General features: G+C 36.0%; 15 protein-coding genes and 1 pseudogene. 15 read left to right on the top strand and 1 reads right to left on the bottom strand.

Features of this window, described 5'->3' with window-relative positions:
• The 5 genes and pseudogenes from BMW29_RS14005 to BMW29_RS11415 all read left to right on the top strand — a co-directional run.
• Window positions 1-825: pseudogene (locus BMW29_RS14005) on the top strand (hypothetical protein); the annotation flags it as partial.
• Between the two features lie 512 nt (window positions 826-1,337).
• Window positions 1,338-3,488 (top strand): isopeptide-forming domain-containing fimbrial protein, encoded by a 2,151-nt coding sequence (locus tag BMW29_RS11400; RefSeq protein WP_092653483.1) that lies wholly within the window; start codon window positions 1,338-1,340, stop codon window positions 3,486-3,488.
• 245 nt (window positions 3,489-3,733) lie between these two features.
• A complete protein-coding gene (locus BMW29_RS11405) occupies window positions 3,734-5,914 on the top strand; it encodes a Tex family protein (protein ID WP_092653485.1) in 2,181 nt (726 codons plus the stop codon).
• A 119-nt stretch (window positions 5,915-6,033) separates the two neighbouring features.
• Complete coding sequence (locus tag BMW29_RS11410; RefSeq protein WP_092653487.1) at window positions 6,034-7,020, top strand: hypothetical protein; 987 nt, start codon at window positions 6,034-6,036, stop codon at window positions 7,018-7,020.
• Between the two features lie 61 nt (window positions 7,021-7,081).
• The gene (locus BMW29_RS11415) at window positions 7,082-7,645 is read left to right on the top strand and encodes a GNAT family N-acetyltransferase (RefSeq protein WP_092653489.1); all 564 of its coding nucleotides are present in this window, start codon (window positions 7,082-7,084) and stop codon (window positions 7,643-7,645) included.
• A 69-nt stretch (window positions 7,646-7,714) separates the two neighbouring features.
• Here BMW29_RS11415 and BMW29_RS11420 read toward each other — a convergent pair whose 3' ends face one another.
• Window positions 7,715-8,587, bottom strand: coding sequence for an SPFH domain-containing protein (locus BMW29_RS11420; protein WP_092653491.1), 873 nt, complete (start codon window positions 8,585-8,587; stop codon window positions 7,715-7,717).
• A gap of 125 nt (window positions 8,588-8,712) precedes the next feature.
• Between BMW29_RS11420 and BMW29_RS11425 the strand changes: the two genes are divergently transcribed.
• The 10 genes from BMW29_RS11425 (at window position 8,713) to BMW29_RS14010 (ending at window position 17,842) form a co-directional block, all read left to right on the top strand.
• Window positions 8,713-9,174, top strand: coding sequence for a SprT family protein (locus tag BMW29_RS11425; protein ID WP_092653494.1), 462 nt, complete (start codon window positions 8,713-8,715; stop codon window positions 9,172-9,174).
• Window positions 9,175-9,873 carry a DNA/RNA nuclease SfsA gene (gene sfsA, locus BMW29_RS11430; protein WP_092653496.1) on the top strand — a complete coding sequence of 233 codons (699 nt, stop codon included), beginning with the start codon at window positions 9,175-9,177 and terminating at the stop codon, window positions 9,871-9,873.
• A 260-nt stretch (window positions 9,874-10,133) separates the two neighbouring features.
• Window positions 10,134-11,129 (top strand): Gfo/Idh/MocA family protein, encoded by a 996-nt coding sequence (locus BMW29_RS11435; protein ID WP_092653498.1) that lies wholly within the window; start codon window positions 10,134-10,136, stop codon window positions 11,127-11,129.
• 60 nt (window positions 11,130-11,189) lie between these two features.
• On the top strand, window positions 11,190-11,909 hold the full coding sequence (locus tag BMW29_RS11440; RefSeq protein WP_177165765.1) for an alpha/beta fold hydrolase: 720 nt from the start codon (window positions 11,190-11,192) through the stop codon (window positions 11,907-11,909).
• Between the two features lie 66 nt (window positions 11,910-11,975).
• A complete protein-coding gene (locus BMW29_RS11445; RefSeq protein WP_092653502.1) occupies window positions 11,976-13,250 on the top strand; it encodes a DEAD/DEAH box helicase in 1,275 nt (424 codons plus the stop codon).
• A gap of 123 nt (window positions 13,251-13,373) precedes the next feature.
• On the top strand, window positions 13,374-16,046 hold the full coding sequence (locus BMW29_RS11450) for a sigma-54-dependent transcriptional regulator (RefSeq protein WP_092653504.1): 2,673 nt from the start codon (window positions 13,374-13,376) through the stop codon (window positions 16,044-16,046).
• 207 nt (window positions 16,047-16,253) lie between these two features.
• Entirely contained in the window at window positions 16,254-16,571 is a 318-nt protein-coding gene (locus BMW29_RS11455) for a PTS sugar transporter subunit IIB (protein ID WP_092653506.1), read from the top strand.
• A 33-nt stretch (window positions 16,572-16,604) separates the two neighbouring features.
• A complete protein-coding gene (locus BMW29_RS11460) occupies window positions 16,605-16,925 on the top strand; it encodes a PTS lactose/cellobiose transporter subunit IIA (protein WP_092653508.1) in 321 nt (106 codons plus the stop codon).
• 207 nt (window positions 16,926-17,132) lie between these two features.
• Window positions 17,133-17,555: a DUF3284 domain-containing protein gene (locus BMW29_RS11465; RefSeq protein WP_177165766.1), complete on the top strand. Its 423-nt coding sequence runs from the start codon at window positions 17,133-17,135 to the stop codon at window positions 17,553-17,555.
• 122 nt (window positions 17,556-17,677) lie between these two features.
• Window positions 17,678-17,842 (top strand): hypothetical protein, encoded by a 165-nt coding sequence (locus BMW29_RS14010; RefSeq protein ID WP_177165767.1) that lies wholly within the window; start codon window positions 17,678-17,680, stop codon window positions 17,840-17,842.
• The last annotated feature ends 195 nt before the right edge of the window (window positions 17,843-18,037 follow it).

Raw genomic sequence — 18,037 nt, forward strand, 5'->3', positions numbered from 1 at the left:
GACCCAAATTATGACCCAGCCAAAGATGCAAGCTTAATAACCTATCCAACAACCGGAACTATTACTGGATTCAACGGTTTAACAGATATAGATAAATATATTCATATCGTTTCAGTGGATCGTGCCACTAATGTGAGTAGTGTGAAAACAATTCAAGTAAGAGATCTTGTTCAAAAGTTCAGAATCACAGAAAAATATCAATATCAAGATGCTGATGGGAATTTTCATGATTTACAAGCGCCAAAAACAGTTGAAGTGAATCGGGAAACAAATTATAGTCAGCTAGCTCCAGCACAAGCAGACAATTGGGAGATTGCTTCTTATATGGTGGATAATGGCAGTGAAATCAAACAAGATACTGCAACTATTAACAATGTAACAGACCATCATACGGTTACCTTTATCTATAAAAAAGCCATTGCAACTGCACATTTAAGACAAGTCATTGTAACTGAAAATGATGAAATTGTCCTACCAGAAACAGGTTATGCTAGTTTGGCTCAGCATGATACAATGCTACAAGCAAAAATGAAGTCAAGCAAGCTAAACACTGAGGTATTTAGTCCAGTTCAGCTAGAATTATTAACAGGATATTACACTTATACGGTAACCCCAGTCATTCCTGAACATTATGAATATGTAGGCTACTTAATGACAGATACTAAACATACAACTGGAACCATGGTTGCAGATGGTTCTTTACCAACACTAGACTTTATTAAAAAGAAAGAACAGTGGGTCACGCTTTACCTAAAACCTAGCAGTTCATCACCTAGACCCTATAGCTGGGACTATCAAGTGAATGATTTTGGAAAGGTGCAGTAATCATGTAAAGGAAAAGTAATCTAGTAATGGCTGTTTAAAATCGCTTCATCAATCGACCAAACAAATAAAATTTTAAAAAGCATTTTTATTATGTTTATATTTTAAATCTTGATGATAGTAAGTGTTTTTGAATCTTTTTAATATGAGTTAATATTTTAAAAGAAAAAACCTGCTGCTTTCCGTATTTTAAGCATTTGACACCTGTTTTTATTCCTTTATAATGTAGTTTGCAAGTAACAAATGTTAATTGCATCAACAAATAACTAATCATTAAATATGTATTTAAAAACTTCGGAACATTGTGTAAACAATGTTTTGAAGTTTTTTTTGTTTTTTTTTCTGAAAATGTAAAAAACATTTGTTTTCTGCAAGTAAATGAAGCTGGAAAAGTAATCTAGTAATGTCTGTTGGAATGTATTTACTAGCCATTTATCAAAAAAATATAACCTTTTTTGGATAAACGTTAAATAGATAAAAAGTAGACAGCATACTGAAAATAGGAAGGTGATTTTTTGGGAAATAACAAAGTTTTTTCAAGAAAAAGAATAGGCTACATATTTTTAATGAGTTTATTTTCAATTTTCTTTATGATCGGAAACAAGCATTTTGTCAATACAGTTGAAGCGACACCTGCTGAAGAGAATTTAATCGATCTAGCTAAAACACAATTAAAGAGCGATTTAGCTAGTGGTTCATTTATTAAACTGGCAAATGGTAGTTTTGAAATGGGGCACTCAGACGTTCCTTTTAAGACTGCTGGTGCTACTTATAAATTTGTGCCTTCTAAGCATATTACCGCAACAGGAGAACCTTTTTATTGGGAAACCTTTGATTTAGTCACAGGTAAGCATGATAGTGTTGAGATTCAAAATGATAAAGTATATCCATCAAGTATTGGTGTGAACTTTTTCCCAAAATCAGGAAAATGGATGGTAGAACCGAATCCTGATAAAGCAGTGGCTTTTTCACAAGATATTGATACGGCTCCTGGTGTAACGGTATATTGGACCTTATCTTATGCCAAGCGACTTTCAGGAGTCGAAAGAGCAGGTGTTTATTATGGGAAAGTACCATCAAGTGGGGAGGTCTTAAGTAATCCACTTAAAAATATTTTGCCTGAAGCAGATAGACAGAAAGTGATGGGTGAGGATGGTAGAGAATATGAGTACTTAGGGGACGAGTTTGCCGAAATATTTAATTGGCATTCCTACAAAGGAAAATATAAGATACCTGTTGGTCAGTTTAAAACACGTTTTCAATTCATCAGTAAGGCTTATTCCAATCCCGCAGGTGGAAACCTAATGGATGATATCGAATTTGCATCAGGAGCTAAGTTATATCTTTACAATAAATATGACAATAATGCTGTGGAAGTTGGAGATAAGTTGCATTATGAAGTAGTGTTAGCCAATTCTGGGGGAATGGATGCAAATGATGTTGAAATTCAAGTAACACTACCAGCAGCTGTTAAATTTACTTCAAGTGAGCAGCCGACATTGACTACATATGATGAGAATGGTGTCAAAACAGTTTCGACAAATCATTTAACAGTAGCAGCTATTAATGGGCAAGTCGTTACCCTGAAATTAGAGCAACAAGCAGGGAAACAAATTTCTAGTATTCGTATGCCAGTTGAAGCGATTTCTGAAAGTAATCAATATAAAGAGGCTGATGATAATGCCATTGCAAAATCAAATGTTGTATCGTATCACAATGGAAATTACGAATATATTGAGAATAAAATAAAACCAAGTGGGAATCGAGACATTCCAGAAGTACAGGATGGTGTCAGAATTGTTAGTAAGCCAACATTAGTCAAAAAAGTAGATATCAGTACAGCATATTATGATGATGAAGTGACATATTCTCTAACACTAAAAAATCCAAATGCTTATTTGAAACAGCACAAAATTGTAGTATCAGATGTCTTGCCACAAGGACTAGACTATAAAAAAGATTCACTAGTAGTCAATGGACAATTCCAGCATGAACTTTCAGCATCAGAACGAGTAGGGGACTATTATGCAACAACAAATGAAATTCGTGTTGCAAAAGAAGAGCTTGCAGCCTTACAAGAACTCACCATCAGTTTTAAAGTCATTGTGAAAGAAAAACAATTTAAAAAAATTGAAAATACAGCAAATGTTACTTACAAAATTGAAGATGATCTGCGTGCGCAATCACGAGCGGTTAAAAGCAATTCAGTAGCAACCGATATTTTAGGTGTCATCATCTTACATTTGAGGCAAGTGGTTCTAACACCTCATCCAGATTTAGTGATTCCAACATTAGGTTTTTTCAATCTTGATCAAGTGAATCCGGCAAAACAAAGCAAACAGCAAATGAATCTGACAACTGCCTCAGATTCGTCTAATCAAATCGTGCCCTATACAACAACCCAAATCAATTTAGATAAGGCCTATCAGTATCTTGACATTGAACCAGTTATGCCAAGTTACTATCAAAATAGCGGTTATCTTGTGACCACTAGTGAGCAGCAAAATGGCTCACCTCAAAAAGGAAAGCCAACGCTAGATGGCACGAATGTGCATGAATATTGGGTAACCATCTATTTAGAGCCTACGATCAACCAGCCAGCTGCACCTCGCCCTTATAGTTGGGATTATCATCGGAATAATTTTGGCAAAGTAGAAATCAGATAAAAACTTTTATGATGCGGCTGAAAATAGCTATTTCCTAAAAAAGACATCACTTATTGCATGCAATAGGTGATGTCTTTTAGTGTGGACTCTTATTTGAATAGCCTATTCTCTAAAATAAGTCATCATCACTACTTATTTTCTGACTTTAAAGGATATGAAAGTCATCGATTTCATGAAAATAGGACTGTGTATCCTGCCTAGGTATGTTAAAATAAGAGAGATGTGTTTAAGAAAGGATGAATCATATGACTGAAATAACTCAAACAAATGATTTTGCATTACTAAAAAAAGAATTAGCCTATAGTGAGAAACAATTAAAAACAGTACTAACCCTATTAGAAGAAGGAAATACTGTTCCATTTATCGCGCGTTATCGTAAAGAGATGACAGGGAGCTTAGATGAGGTACAAATTAGAGAAATCGAAGAGCGCTACACATACATTCAAAACTTAGAAAAACGAAAAGGCGAAGTTTTGCGTATAATAGAAGAGCAAGGGAAATTAACACCAGAGCTAGCCCAAGCAATTCAAACTGCGAGCAAAATGCAAGTAGTAGAAGATCTTTACCGTCCCTACAAACAAAAACGCAGAACCAAAGCCACAATTGCTAAAGAAAAAGGCTTGGAGCCACTGGCGAAATGGCTGATGTCGACACCAACACAAGGTGATGTGACACAAGAAGCAGAAAAATATTTAAGTGAAGAGCATGAATTGTTGACAATTGAAGATGCATTACAAGGTGCCCATGAAATTATGGCTGAAATGATTGGTGATGAGCCAAAATATCGGACATGGATTCGCGAGTTCACTAAAAATAATGGTGTCATCACAACAGCGGTTAAAAACCAAGAAAAAGATGAAAAAGAAGTTTATGAAATGTATTATGCCTTTAGTGAGCCATTAAAAAAATTAGTCTCTCACCGGATTTTAGCGATTAATCGTGGAGAAAAAGAAGACATTTTAAAAGTTTCTTTATTAGTAGATGAATTGAAAATTTTTGCTTATTTAGAAAAAGAGCTGATTCAAAATAAAGCTTCCATAACTGCCCCTTATATCCAAACAGCTTTTGAAGATAGCTATAAGCGCTTTATTGGTCCAGCAATTGAAAGAGAGCTCCGTGGAGAATGTACAGAAATGGCAGATGAGCAAGCTATTCATATCTTTGGAGAAAACTTGCGTAATTTATTATTACAAGCACCATTAAAAGGCAAGATGGTATTAGGCTTAGATCCTGCTTACCGCACAGGCTGTAAATTAGCTGTTGTCGACCCAACAGGTAAAGTCATGAAGATTGATGTGATTTATCCACATAAACCAGCTAAGGAAGAACAACGTAAAGCAGCGAGTGTTAAATTCAAAAATATTGTGCAATCTTTTAATATTCAAATGGTGGCAATTGGAAATGGTACCGCTAGCCGTGAATCAGAGCAGTTTGTTGTAGAAAATCTCAAACAATTAGAGCAAGAGGTTTACTATGTGATTGTCAATGAAGCGGGTGCTTCGGTTTATTCTGCAAGTGACAATGCCCGAGCTGAATTTCCAGACTTACAAGTTGAGCAAAGAAGTGCGGTAAGTATTGCGAGACGTTTACAGGATCCATTAGCAGAGCTTGTCAAAATTGATCCTAAAGCGGTTGGTGTAGGCCAATACCAGCATGATGTTTCTCAAAAACAATTAGCAGAGCAGCTAGACTTTGTTGTAGAAACAGCTGTCAACCAAGTTGGTGTAAATGTAAATACAGCCAGTGGCGAATTATTGCAACATGTAGCGGGCTTAAATAAAACAACCGCAAACAATGTGGTGAAATACCGTGAAGAAAATGGTCGTTTTGATAGCCGAGCACAATTGAAAAAAGTACCGCGTTTAGGACCGAAAGCTTATGAACAGGCAGTTGGCTTTATGCGTATTGCAGATGGAAAAAATCCATTTGATAATACAGGGATTCATCCAGAAAGCTATGCTGCTGCTAAAGCAATTTTAAAAATGGTGGATAGCACTGAAAAAGATTTAGGAACAGAGCAATTAAAAGAAGCTTTAGGGAAAATGAGTATTGCAGCATTAGCTGAAAAAACTGATTTAGGAAAAGAAACCGTAAAAGATATAGTAGAAGCCCTATTGCGTCCAGGAAGAGATTTACGTGACGAGTTACCGGCACCATTATTAAGAAAAGATGTTTTAGCGATGGAAGACTTAAAACCAGGGATGGAATTACAAGGAACCGTTCGAAATGTAGTCGATTTCGGTGCTTTTGTGGATATTGGTGTGAAACAAGATGGCATGGTTCATATTTCTAAACTAAGCAATCGCTTTGTGAAGCATCCAACTGATATTGTATCTGTTGGTAATGTTGTGACCGTTTGGGTAGATCAAGTAGATCTAAAAAAAGGCCGCATTGCTTTAACAATGCTTCAACAAGAAAGCAAGTAATCTACGCAGACCATTAATTTTTTATTAATTAATGGTCTTTAGTAGTCAATTTTGTTAGATATCAAGTATAATATAAAGTAAGTAAGAACAATTGTATGAAACATAGGAGGTTGCCGATGATGAAAAAAATGAGGAATTTAGTATTAGGGCTTGTTGTTTTGGTTACCTTAACAGCATGTGGGAATTCAGAAAAAGATTATCAAGCAGCAATGGACACAGGAAATGATGCTATTGCAGCAAAAGACTATGACAAAGCAATCACTTCTTTTGAAAAAGCTTTAACATATAAGAAAAGTGATGCAGAAGCACAAGATTTAATGGATCAAGTGAAAAGCTATCAAAAGGCCACAAAATTAGAAGAAGATGCAAAATTAGATGAAGCAAAAAAAGCCGCACAAGAAGTTATTGAGATGAAAAATGGTTCTTCGACACTAGCTGATAGAGGTCAAGCTGTCTTAGATGAAATTACAACTTTAGAAGAGAATGAAGAAAAGTATCAAGAAATGTATGACCAAGCTAAAAAAGAGTATGCTGCAAAAGAATATGATGCAGCTGGTGGAACGATTCAAATTTTACTTGGTAAAGACTTAGATCATAAAGTATTTGCCACATTAAAAACAGATGCAACCACTTTGAAAGAACAAATTGTAGCCGCACAAAAAGAACAAATGACAGCCATTCAGCCTGGTAGCAAATATAGCAAAGAAAGAAACTCTAAACTCATTGCAAAAGAATTTTTAGAAGCTACAGGTCAAGAGATTACTCAAGCAACAGATGAGGATATCACTACTTGGTTGACACAAAAAAATGAAAATGAAACACGGCCAGCACCAGGCAACCCAGAACAAACAGAAGCTGATAAAAAATTAGCAGTGCAACAAGCAGTTGTGAAAATCACAGGTTATTCAGATGCTTCAAACGCAAACCAATATTATGTGACAGCATTAAGTGATGATTTATATCAAGTTGAAATTCGCAGTAGCCAAGGTGAAGCAGGCACAGAAATTTCAAATATGGTAGGCATGTTCCAATATAAACCATCAACAAAAGAGTTAAGCAAAATGGATCCAGTTACAGGTGAATATAGTCCATTTGTTGCCCAATAAAAAAACAAAAACTACCTGTTAGAAATAGCAGGTAGTTTTTTTGATAGGACGGAAAATAAAAATGATTAGACAAGCAAAAAAAGAAGATGCGAAAGTAATTGCACCACTGATTCTAGTGGTATTAAAGGATATGGAGTTACCTATTTTAGAGAGCGTAACAGAAACTGAAATATTAGCTATATTAGAACAAGGAATTCAAGATGAGCAGTATCGTTATAGTTATCGTCATACGATTGTTGCAGAAGTAGATGGTAAAGTTGCGGGGGTTTTAGTTGGTTATCCAGGCTCAAAAGAAGCTGAAATTGATGTGCCACTTCAACAAATTGCAGAAAACCTGAATATTTCTTTAGGAGGTCCACTTTTTGTTGAAAAAGAAACCTTCTCAGGTGAATGGTATCTAGATACCTTTGTGACGGATGAACAATATCGTGGACAAGGAATTGGTACAAAATTAATTGAAGCTTTACCAGAATTTGTACAGCAATCTGGGGAGCATGTAGTTGGTCTGAGCTGTGATCAAGGAAATCCAAAAGCGAGAAAATTATATGATCGCTTGGGCTTCGTAAAAACAGGAGAAGTGGTCTTAAGTGGTCATCGTTATGATCATCTTCAAAAGGAAATATAAACAAGTAAAAAGCTGTAGCACAATGCTAAGAATGTTCAGTCACTCTTATGGATTATGCTACAGCTTTTTTTATAATTGTTTTCTGCCACATTTAGCACAATAGCTTGCATCAAATGGATTGATTGTTTGGCAATAGACACAGCTTTTAGTTGCTGATTGCTCCAACAGTGGCTGCTGGTCAGCAACGAGCTGTTGTTGGGGCTGGTTTAAAACTTGTTGCATGAGATTGCCTAAAATAGCTTTGCTTGTTGCTGGGGTGCTCATTTCAACTAGATTCTCCTGCACTTCTTTTGAAATTTGAATCGTAAAAGTATCTAATATTAAACCATAGGACTTAAATTTTTCTTGGAGTGCTATTTCAATGAGCTGATGAATCGGTTCAGTTACGGCGGCTAATGCTAGATAAGCCGTTTTAGTGTCATTTAAAGCATCTAAAAAGGCTTCTAAAACATGTGTCTGTAATGGCTCTAGTATTGTTTCAGCGGAAACGACAGCAGTGCTACCGAGTATTGTGTTTAAGAATAGAACCGGATCGCTAACATGATAGGAAAATGTTCCATTGGCATGCACATTTACCCATTGGAAAGCTGGGTGATACATTTGAATAGGCGTTGTTGTTTTCCAATGTTGATTCATGATTTTTTTAGTATGAATAAAATAAACCTCCGCTTTAAATGGAGACTGAAATCCGTAAGGCCATGCTTTTAATTGCGTCAAGCGCGGCATGTTTTTAATGGCTAATTCATAGTGTCCAGGCTGGAAAAAATCAGCTACTGTCCCTTCACTGACTAAAATAGCTACCTGATCAGGTGCAACAATCAATTGTGCCCCCATTTTAATTTCTTGATTTTTAACAGGAAAACGGTAAACGAATTGGTTAGCTGAGTCATCCAGGCATTCAATCATTTTGATGCAGTGCGATTTAAAAAAATTCAATGGCATAAGGGCACCTCCAATAATACTTCATCTTCTTCATGATACTGTTCAGTTAGGGAAGTTACAATCATTTTTTTGAGGAAGTATGCTAAAATAAGGAGATAAAAACTTTTGAATAAAAGAGGGATTTCTTGAAGAAAGAAACATTACAACAATTAGTAGAAGAAATATCGCTTGCTTCATTTGGGCGTCCATTTAAACACCAAGCGACTTTTAATAAACGACTGAAAACAACTGGTGGCAGGTATCATTTGCAAAGTCATCATTTAGATTTTAACCCCAAGGTTTATGAGAAATATGGGCAGGATGAGCTAGTGAAGGTGATTAAGCATGAATTATGTCATTATCATTTGCATCTTTTGGGTCAAGGCTATCAGCATAAAGACCGAGATTTTAAAGTGTTATTGCAGCGGGTGGGTGGCTCAAGATATGTTCAGCCTTTAACAGAAGCACAACCTAAGTCAACGACTCTATGGGCCTATCAATGTACAAAGTGTGGGGTAGAAGTGCGACGAAAAAGAAGATTTGATGTAAAGCGCTATGTTTGTGGTAGCTGCCAAGGTAAACTTGTGTTAAAAGGGAGGATCTCTTAGATGGTTCAATATGGACAAGTGGTTTCAGCAACATTTATCGAGCGACCGAATCGGTTTGTTGCAATTTGTGAAGTGAATGGACAAGCAGAAACGGTTCATGTGAAAAATACAGGAAGATGTAAGGAGCTGTTAATACCTGGTGTTGAAGTTTTCTTGGAAGAAGCCAATGCTACAACTAGAAAAACAAAATATGATTTAATTGCTGTGATGAAAAAGGGGCAGTTAATTAATATCGATAGCCAGGTACCCAATAAAATATTTGCTGAAGCAATAAAGAAAACTCCTACACTACCAACATTAAAAGGGAACATTCAAGTCCTACAAAAAGAAGTCACTTATGGGCAATCAAGGTTTGATTTTTATTTTGAAACAGATCAAGCTGAAAAAGGCTTTGTAGAAATTAAAGGAATGACCTTAGAAGAAAATGGCGTCGTTTCTTTTCCAGATGCTCCAACCTTAAGAGGCTTAAAGCATGTTAATGAGCTTGGATTAGCGATGACAGAAGGTTATTTAGGATTTGTTGTCTTTATTGTTCAAATGAATCAGGCAACCTATGCAACCATTAATGAGAATATGCAGCCTGCTTTAAAGTTAGCAATTCAAACGATGATGGCAGAGGGCTTACAGGTTTTAGCTTATACTTGTGAGGTATTAGAGGATCGCATCTCTTTAGCAGAGGCGATTCCATTTAAAATTTAGCGAAAAAATAAAACACCAGAACGAGGTTTCTGGTGTTTTATATGATTTTATGTTTTATGAATGAAAATTACCCTGATGCAATGATGCATTCTTAAAGCAGGAAGAAGTATCTTGCATTAATTTTCAATACTAACACTTAGTACCTAGTATAACTATCAGTTGCTAAAAAATCAACTATTTTTTATTCAACAGCGGATTGGTTTCTTTTAGAGCCAAAATATGGCAAAATAACAGTAATAAGAAATGGGAGGCAAACTTACATGATTAAATTAGGTGTGATTGGAACCAACTGGATAACAGATGCATTTATATCAGCAGCACTTGAAACAAAAAAATGGACATTAACAGCTGTCTATTCTAGAACCATCGAAAAAGCACAGGACTTTGGTGCAAAATATCAAGTGTCTATCTTTTTAGATGATATCGAAAAATTTGCTGAGCATCCAGAAATTGAGGCTGTCTACATTGCTTCACCCAATAGTCTCCATTTTGAACAAGCCATCACATTAATGGAGGCAGGAAAGCATGTGATTATTGAAAAACCGATGTTTTCTAATCCGGCTGAATGGGCACAAGCTGTAAAAGTTGCTAAAGAAAATCAAGTTTTGATGCTAGAAGCAGCCAGACATATTCATGAACCAAACTTCCAAATTGTCAAAGAACAAATCAAACAGCTAGGAACCATTGAAGGGGCTACCTTCACTTATATGAAGTATTCCAGTCGTTATGACCAAGTCCTAGCCGGAGCAGAACCCAATATCTTCTCTTTACATTATTCAGGAGGCGCATTATCAGACCTTGGTGTCTACTCCGTTTATGCAGCTTTGGGCTGGTTTGGAATGCCAGAAAAAGTCCATTATTTTGCACATAAAATTCAAACAGGTGTGGATGGAATGGGCACAATTATTTTAAGATATCCACAATTTGATGTCACCTTATTAACAGGCAAAATTGTGCAGTCCTATTTGCCATCAGAAATTTATGGACAACAAGGAACAATTGTAATGGATGCGGTCAATGCAATCACACAAATTACAACAATAGATACTAAAACAGGAAAAGAAGTTTCCCATGCAAAACCAGCTAAGGAAAATCCTATGTATCATGAAGCGATGGCTTTTGCAGAAGTAATCAACAATCCAACCTTACCAGATCATCAAGCAAAATATGAAGAATGGTTACAGTTAAGTAAAAATGTGAATCAAGTGTTAAAAGCACTACGAGAAGATGCAGCAATTGTTTTTGATGCAGATTAACAAACCCGTTGGATTATGTGTTAAAATGAGTTGCTAAGAAAATAGAATGAGGGGATTATGTTGGAACCAAATCAGATAGGCAGTGTACAGGTAGATGGTGCAGACCTGTATTATGAAACTTATGGCACAGGGCCTGCTATTTTGTGTCTACATGGAAATGGTGGCAGTCATAAAAGCTTTATGGCACAAGTTGACTACTTTTCAGCTCAATACGAGCTCATTTTAATGGATAGTCGAGCGCATGGACGTTCAACACGTGGAAATGGAAAGTTAACCTTTGAACAGATGGCAAAAGATATAGAAGCTTTACTCACACAATTAAGTATCAAGGAAGTCATTATTTTTGGCTATAGTGATGGTGGGAATTTAGCTTTGCAATATGCCTTAATGTACCCAAGTAGAGTGAAGCTCATTGTAGCATCAGGCATTAATTTAACTCCTCAGGATTTAAAAAGATCTATGCGTGTTTCAACCTTTATCTCCTATTATTTATTAACTTTTGGTGCATTATTTAATCGCAAAATTCGGACAAGAAGAGAGTTATTAGGGTTAATTGTGAAACAGCCTCAGCTTAAATTAAGTGAGATGCAGCACATTAACTGTCCCACCTTATTATTAGTTGCAGAATCAGATATTAGTCAAGTCGGGCATACCCAAAAAGTAGCAGCACAATTGCCAAATGGCACGGCTATAGAAGTACCAAAGGTGGGTCACAATTTTATGAGAAAACACCCGCAACGATTTAATCAAATTGTGTCAGATTATTTAGGCTGTGTCTGAAAACGACGGTAGCATCCGATTTTTTCAGATACGACTTAGCAAAACAAATAGAAATTGAGGAAACAAATGGAAAATAAACATCAGAAATTTAAAGAACACTGGGAAAAAATTGCGTATCAGCCACCAACCTTTATCCAAGAACGTGTCTATCCAATCCTAAAAGAAAAGCAACATGTTGTGGGGATTTCCCCAACTGGTACAGGAAAAACGGTTGCCTATGCCTTGCCATTATTAGAAAATGTTGTGCCAAAAGCAGGTATCCAGCTCGTGATTTTAGCACCTTCTCAAGAGTTAAGTGTGCAAATTACAGAAGTTGTGAAAGAATGGGCAGCTCTACTATCCTTGAAGGTTCAGCCTTTAATCGGTGGTGCCAATATCAAACGACAGCTAGAAAAATTAAGAGAAAAACCAGAAATTATTGTGGGGACACCTGGTCGCATTTTAGAGTTATCTGAAATGAAAAAATTAAAACTACATCAAGTGCAATCCGTTGTCCTAGACGAATGTGATTATATGCTAAAGGATCAACAATTAGATGTTGTGAGAAAACTTTTAACAAAAATGCCAAATGAGCGTCAATTATCTTTCTTTTCAGCGACTAAAAGCGACTTGCTGGATGAACTACCAAAATGGTTTGGAATTGAGCCACTTGTTGTAGATGTGACCAATGAAGCTTCTACAATAGAAAATATTAGTCATGCTTATATTGAAGGCCCTACTAGAAAACGAGTGGAGGTTTTACGTCGCTTAGCACAAGTTGATGATTTTAGTGCGTTGGTTTTTGTGAATAATATGGCGAATCTCACACTCTTAGCTGAAAAACTCAACTATGAAAGAATTCCTGTTGCCGTTTTACACAGTGAAAAAAATAAAGTGGAGCGAGAGCAGGCCTTGAGCCAACTGAAAAGTCGCAAAGTAAAAATGCTCTTAACAACAGATGTAGCTTCTCGAGGCTTAGACATTGTTGGCTTACCTTATGTGGTGCAATACGATTTACCTTTAACGAAAGAAAGCTATGTCCACCGAGCTGGACGAACAGGAAGAATGGGCGCTAAAGGAACTGTTCTAACTTTGGTGAATGACCGAGAGTTACGTACCTTTAAACAAATCATCAAAGCTTTAGACTATCAAGTGACACCACGTTATCTGTCCCATCGGCAAATTTTATTAGAAAGACCCGAGCAAGAAGAAGTAGCAACTACGGCTAGTAATCAAGCGCCAGCTAAAGTGAAAAAGGATAAACCTAAAAAGCCAGCCGCTGAGCCATCACTACCTTTACTCAAGAAAAAGAAAAAAAATCGTACAAAAGATCGCAAAAATAAAGGAAAAAGAACGAAATAACCCAAAAGAAGTTACACACTAAACCGTTTTCTTAGGCAAGTGTGTAACTTTTTACTTTACCTCTTATCAAAAATTACGTATAATTAAGAAAAGAATAAGGGAATGATAGGGGAGTCAGAAATCATGGCGAGTAGAAAAGAGACCATTTTACAATTTTTAGCAGAAAATGAAGCCGCTTTTACAGCAGCAGAAATTGCTGAACAACTAGATTTAGATCGTGCAAATGCAAGTAGATATCTGAATGAACTGTATAAATCAGGGGAAATTAACAAAATTAATGGCCGACCTGTGCGTTACCAAAAACTGATTGTGATGGAGTCAATCATAGAAGAGGAAGCTTTTTCCAAATTAATTGGGAGTGATGCTTCATTAAAAATGATGATTCAGCAAGCCAAAGCAGCGATTCTTTATCCGCCTAATGGCTTACACACCATGATATTAGGAAAAACAGGAACAGGGAAATCCTTATTTGCTGAATGTATGTACAAATTTGCTGTTGAATCCAACACATTAAATGATGAAGCACCTTTCATTTCCTTTAACTGTGCAGATTATGCCCAAAATCCCCAGCTTCTTTATGGACATATTTTTGGCGTGAAAAAAGGATCTTTTACAGGTGCAACCGAAGATCGTGATGGACTCCTCAAGAAAGCCAATGGCGGTATTCTCTTCCTAGATGAAATTCATCGTTTACCACCAGAAGGACAAGAAGCATTATTTACCTTTATTGATAAAGGAGAATTTAGACCATTGGGAGAAAGTGGAACAGTGACGCAGGTGAGTGTGCAGATTATTGGTGCCACAACTGAAGGCACAGAAAGCCTATTATCTACCTTTAAACGTAGAATTCCAATGACCATTACCTTACCACCCTTATCAGAAAGAACCATTGAAGAGCGCTATGACTTAGTTACGACCTTCTTACAGCAAGAGGCTTACCGCTTAGGACAAAAAATTGTGGTAGAACGAGAGGTTCTCTCAGCCTTTATGCTTTACCAACCAGAAGGTAACATTGGACAAATTCAACGCGATTTAAAATTAGTTTGTGCAAAAGCTTTCCTACATTATCGCACACAAAATCATGACCATTTACAAATTAGCCAAAAAGATTTGCCTTTACAAGTTCAAAAAGGCTTGTTATTCATTAAAGAAGCACCAGAAAGTATGGAACGCTTGATTGATATGAAAAAATCAAACTTTAGCTTCCTACCAGCGTCACAAGAAAGAATTCTTTCTGAAACAGATCCAGCAGCAGATATGCGAGTCTATACAGCCATTGATCAAAAAGTAAACGAAATTTCGCAAGGAGAGGTCCCTGATAACATAGAATTAGAGACGCTGTTACAATCTGATATGGAAGAATATTTCAGAGAATATGTCGAAAAACTATCCATGACCGATATCCATCAAGAAATTATTCCACAAGAAATTTCTCGTTTAACAGACAAATTATATGATGTCATCGAAGAGCGTCTCAGCCGAAAATATGATGGAAAAGCGCGCTTTGCATTTGCCTTGCATTTACAAAGTATGATTGAGCGTGTGAAAGAGCATCGTAATATTGTCCATCCAGACTTAAATGATGTCCGTAAGCGTTATTCCAAAGAATTTCAAGTAGCTATCGAACTTTCTGGCATTATTGAAGAAGAATTTAATATCGAATTACCTTTTGATGAAATTGGTTTTATCACCATGTTCTTAACCATTGAACTTGGCGAAACGCCTAATCAAAAAGAGCATATGGTAGAGGTTTTTGTGTTAATGCATGGGAATTCTACGGCAACAAGTATGCTAGAAACCGCCCAAGAATTACTAGATATGAAGTATGGATACGCCTTAAATATGCCGCTTACAATGGAAGTTCAGAAAATGTATGAGCAGCTAAGAAAGCTTGTCTTAGAAAATCAAGCACAGTATACAAGTGGTATTCTTCTATTAACGGATATGGGCTCACTGACTTCCTTTGGGAATATGATTTATGAAGAAACAGGGATTCGTACCAAAGCACTCTCGATGGTGAGTACCCCAATTGTGTTAGAAGCAGTTCGCATGGCGTCCATTGGTCGTAGCTTAGAAGATATTTATCAAACCTGTCAATCAAACTTTGAAAATATGACCAGACAGATGATTCAAACGGATGATAAGAAACCGCAAGCCATTCTTGTCACATGCTTTACTGGAGAAGGTGTTGCTGCCCATATTTATAATCGCATTAAACTCAACATTAATGAAAATAAAGTCAAAATTATCCAATTACAATTCTTACATCGTGAAGCCTTTAAGAAAAAAATTGATGATCTGATGGAAGAATATGAGATAAAAGCGATTGTAGGAACGGTTGAATTTAATTATCAAAATATCCCATTTTTCTCAGCTTATGATATTTTTGAAAATGAAAAATTAAATCTTTTAAGAAGAATTGTGGATGAAGAAGTACCTGTTGAGCAAATCGTATCATCACTTGAAGGGCAATTAGTTCATGTTGGCTCTGTTCAAAAACTGATTTTACTCTTACAAAAAATGGTGCACGAGATTCAATCACAGATGCAGACAATTCTTGAGCCAGGAGTAGATATTGGGATTATCCTCCATTTAGCATTTTTAGTGGAACGCTTAAAAACAGGTAACTTTGATCGTCATTTCCCAGAAAGAGAAGCCTATCAAAAGCAACATCGTTTAGAAATGGATATTGTTAAAACAGCTATGCTAAAATTAGAAAAAGAATACCGTATCCATATACCAACAGATGAAATTGCTTTTGTTGTTCAGATGCTTGTTAACAATCAAATGAATTAATCAAGTCAGCTAAAAGGTGCCAGTAGGCACCTTTTATGCTTCATTACACAGTGCACAATGATTTCTCATAGTGTGTGAATGTGTGTACATACCAATTTTAGAGGGAAAAGTGAGTAAACAAGGGGTGTTGTAAGCGTTTTTCACTTGGCACGCTTCTTGCATTATATAAAGGTGTAAAGAAAAAACAACTTATAGGAGTGAATAAAAATGTCAAAAAAAACCATTATGTTAGTCTGTTCAGCAGGTATGAGTACAAGCTTATTAGTGACAAAAATGCAAAAAGCAGCAGAAGAAAAAGGAATTGAAACAGATATCTTTGCTGTATCAGCCTCTGAAGCCGATACACATTTAGCTGAAAAAGATGTAAATGTTTTACTATTAGGACCTCAAGTAAGATTTATGAAAGACCAATTTGATAAAAAAGTTGCAGATAAAGGAATTCCTGTAGATGTTATCAATATGGCTGACTACGGTACAATGAATGGTGAAAAAGTTCTTGATACAGCGTTAGGCATGATCAAATAATTAAATGAAAGAATCGTAAGGAGGCGGATGTAAATGAGCGAACAAGAAAATTTAGAACAAATTATGGGACTGATTATTAATGGAGGAAATGCTAAAAGTGATGCAATGGAAGCGATCCAAGCAGCAAAAACAGGTGATTTTGAGTTAGCTGATCAAAAATTAGCAGATTCAGATAAAGCTTTAGTTGAAGCGCACCATTCACAAACAGGCATGTTAACCCAAGAAGCTAATGGTGAACCCGTTCCAATTACCATTTTAACCATTCATAGCCAAGACCATTTAATGAATGCCATTACCTTCCGTGATTTAGCTGGAGAAATGGTAGAGATGTATAAAAAAATGGCTGAAAAATAAACCATGAAAACTAAAGTACGTTAAATCAATGAAGCAGCATCCGATTCAATTTGGAGGAGAGTAGAGAACATGAGCGATTTAATGCACCAATTAAAAATAGCTTTTAGCAATCATAGCTTTGAGTAAATGAGCATTTAAAAAAATTGATTTTCTGAATGCTCATTAGGCTCAATAAAAGCCATTTAACTAAAAAGGGGGGGAATGAACATGAAAGTTACTGAGAAATTAGCCATTTCAGCTGAAGATTTTTTTAAATGTATGATTGAATCAGCTGCTCATGATGTAAAAGAGCATACTGGGAAAACCCTAACACGCAATCAATTAGCTGGCTTTGAATATAAAAAAGTTCTTGGTCAAAAACAAAGTGCCCGTTTAAAAATCACCAAAATTGTTGATAACCAAACCTATCAATTTGTAACAAAAACTGGTTTAAATGAGTTTGAAGTAACCTATTCCATTCAAGCGCTGGATGCAAATCATTGTGAAGTAACCTATCTAGAAAATGTAGTTTCTCATGGGAAAATGCGCACACTAAATGATAAGATTGTTGGCGGTTTTGTAGGATTTTTTAGAAAAAAGAATGTCAAAAGATTGCTTCATGCAATTGAACAAACAGCGGTTCAAGCTTAAACGGTAAAATGTTTAAAAAATGCTTGCACTTTCCAGTATTCTTTAGACATTTTCAAATGGCTAAAAAGTATCATCTCATGTGGAAAAGTGTTATGCTAAGTACAGAGAAAAGAGATGATAACATGAAACGCTATGTAGTAAAAAGAGTTGAAATTAAAGATTCAGAAGCGCAAAGTCAAGCATTTGATTTAGCGAAGGATTTAAATTGTGTTGTTGAAATTGAAGATGAACCAAATAAAGAAATCAGCTATCCTTATTGGGAAGAGCTCGTACAATATCGACCATAATGATGGATTAATGTGAATACAAATTGAACACACTTGAATACAATTTTGTTTTTATTTTGTATACAATATCCAGTATAATTATGGAGAAAGCTTGATAATACTTGATTTTAGTAGAATTAAACAACATTTTTTTCAATCATGGTTATCCATCCATTTGTTTTTTGAGGAAAGTAATTGACAGCAAGAAACGAGGAT

It is taken from the genome of Isobaculum melis (genome assembly GCF_900111355.1).
In the GTDB taxonomy this organism is placed as follows: Bacteria; Bacillota; Bacilli; order Lactobacillales; family Carnobacteriaceae; genus Isobaculum; species Isobaculum melis.

Excerpts from the sequence above, each read along its gene's own strand:
- BMW29_RS11465 (WP_177165766.1), top strand. The coding sequence starts at position 17,133 with ATGAAAGTTACTGAGAAATTAGCCATTTCAGCTGAAGATTTTTTTAAA.
- BMW29_RS11435 (WP_092653498.1), top strand. The coding sequence starts at position 10,134 with ATGATTAAATTAGGTGTGATTGGAACCAACTGGATAACAGATGCATTT.
- BMW29_RS11450 (WP_092653504.1), top strand. The coding sequence starts at position 13,374 with ATGGCGAGTAGAAAAGAGACCATTTTACAATTTTTAGCAGAAAATGAA.
- BMW29_RS11410 (WP_092653487.1), top strand. The coding sequence starts at position 6,034 with ATGAAAAAAATGAGGAATTTAGTATTAGGGCTTGTTGTTTTGGTTACC.
- BMW29_RS14010 (WP_177165767.1), top strand. The coding sequence starts at position 17,678 with ATGAAACGCTATGTAGTAAAAAGAGTTGAAATTAAAGATTCAGAAGCG.
- BMW29_RS11460 (WP_092653508.1), top strand. The coding sequence starts at position 16,605 with ATGAGCGAACAAGAAAATTTAGAACAAATTATGGGACTGATTATTAAT.
- BMW29_RS11455 (WP_092653506.1), top strand. The coding sequence starts at position 16,254 with ATGTCAAAAAAAACCATTATGTTAGTCTGTTCAGCAGGTATGAGTACA.
- BMW29_RS11415 (WP_092653489.1), top strand. The coding sequence starts at position 7,082 with ATGATTAGACAAGCAAAAAAAGAAGATGCGAAAGTAATTGCACCACTG.
- BMW29_RS11445 (WP_092653502.1), top strand. The coding sequence starts at position 11,976 with ATGGAAAATAAACATCAGAAATTTAAAGAACACTGGGAAAAAATTGCG.
- BMW29_RS11405 (WP_092653485.1), top strand. The coding sequence starts at position 3,734 with ATGACTGAAATAACTCAAACAAATGATTTTGCATTACTAAAAAAAGAA.
- BMW29_RS11420 (WP_092653491.1), bottom strand. The coding sequence starts at position 8,587 with ATGCCATTGAATTTTTTTAAATCGCACTGCATCAAAATGATTGAATGC.
- sfsA (WP_092653496.1), top strand. The coding sequence starts at position 9,175 with ATGGTTCAATATGGACAAGTGGTTTCAGCAACATTTATCGAGCGACCG.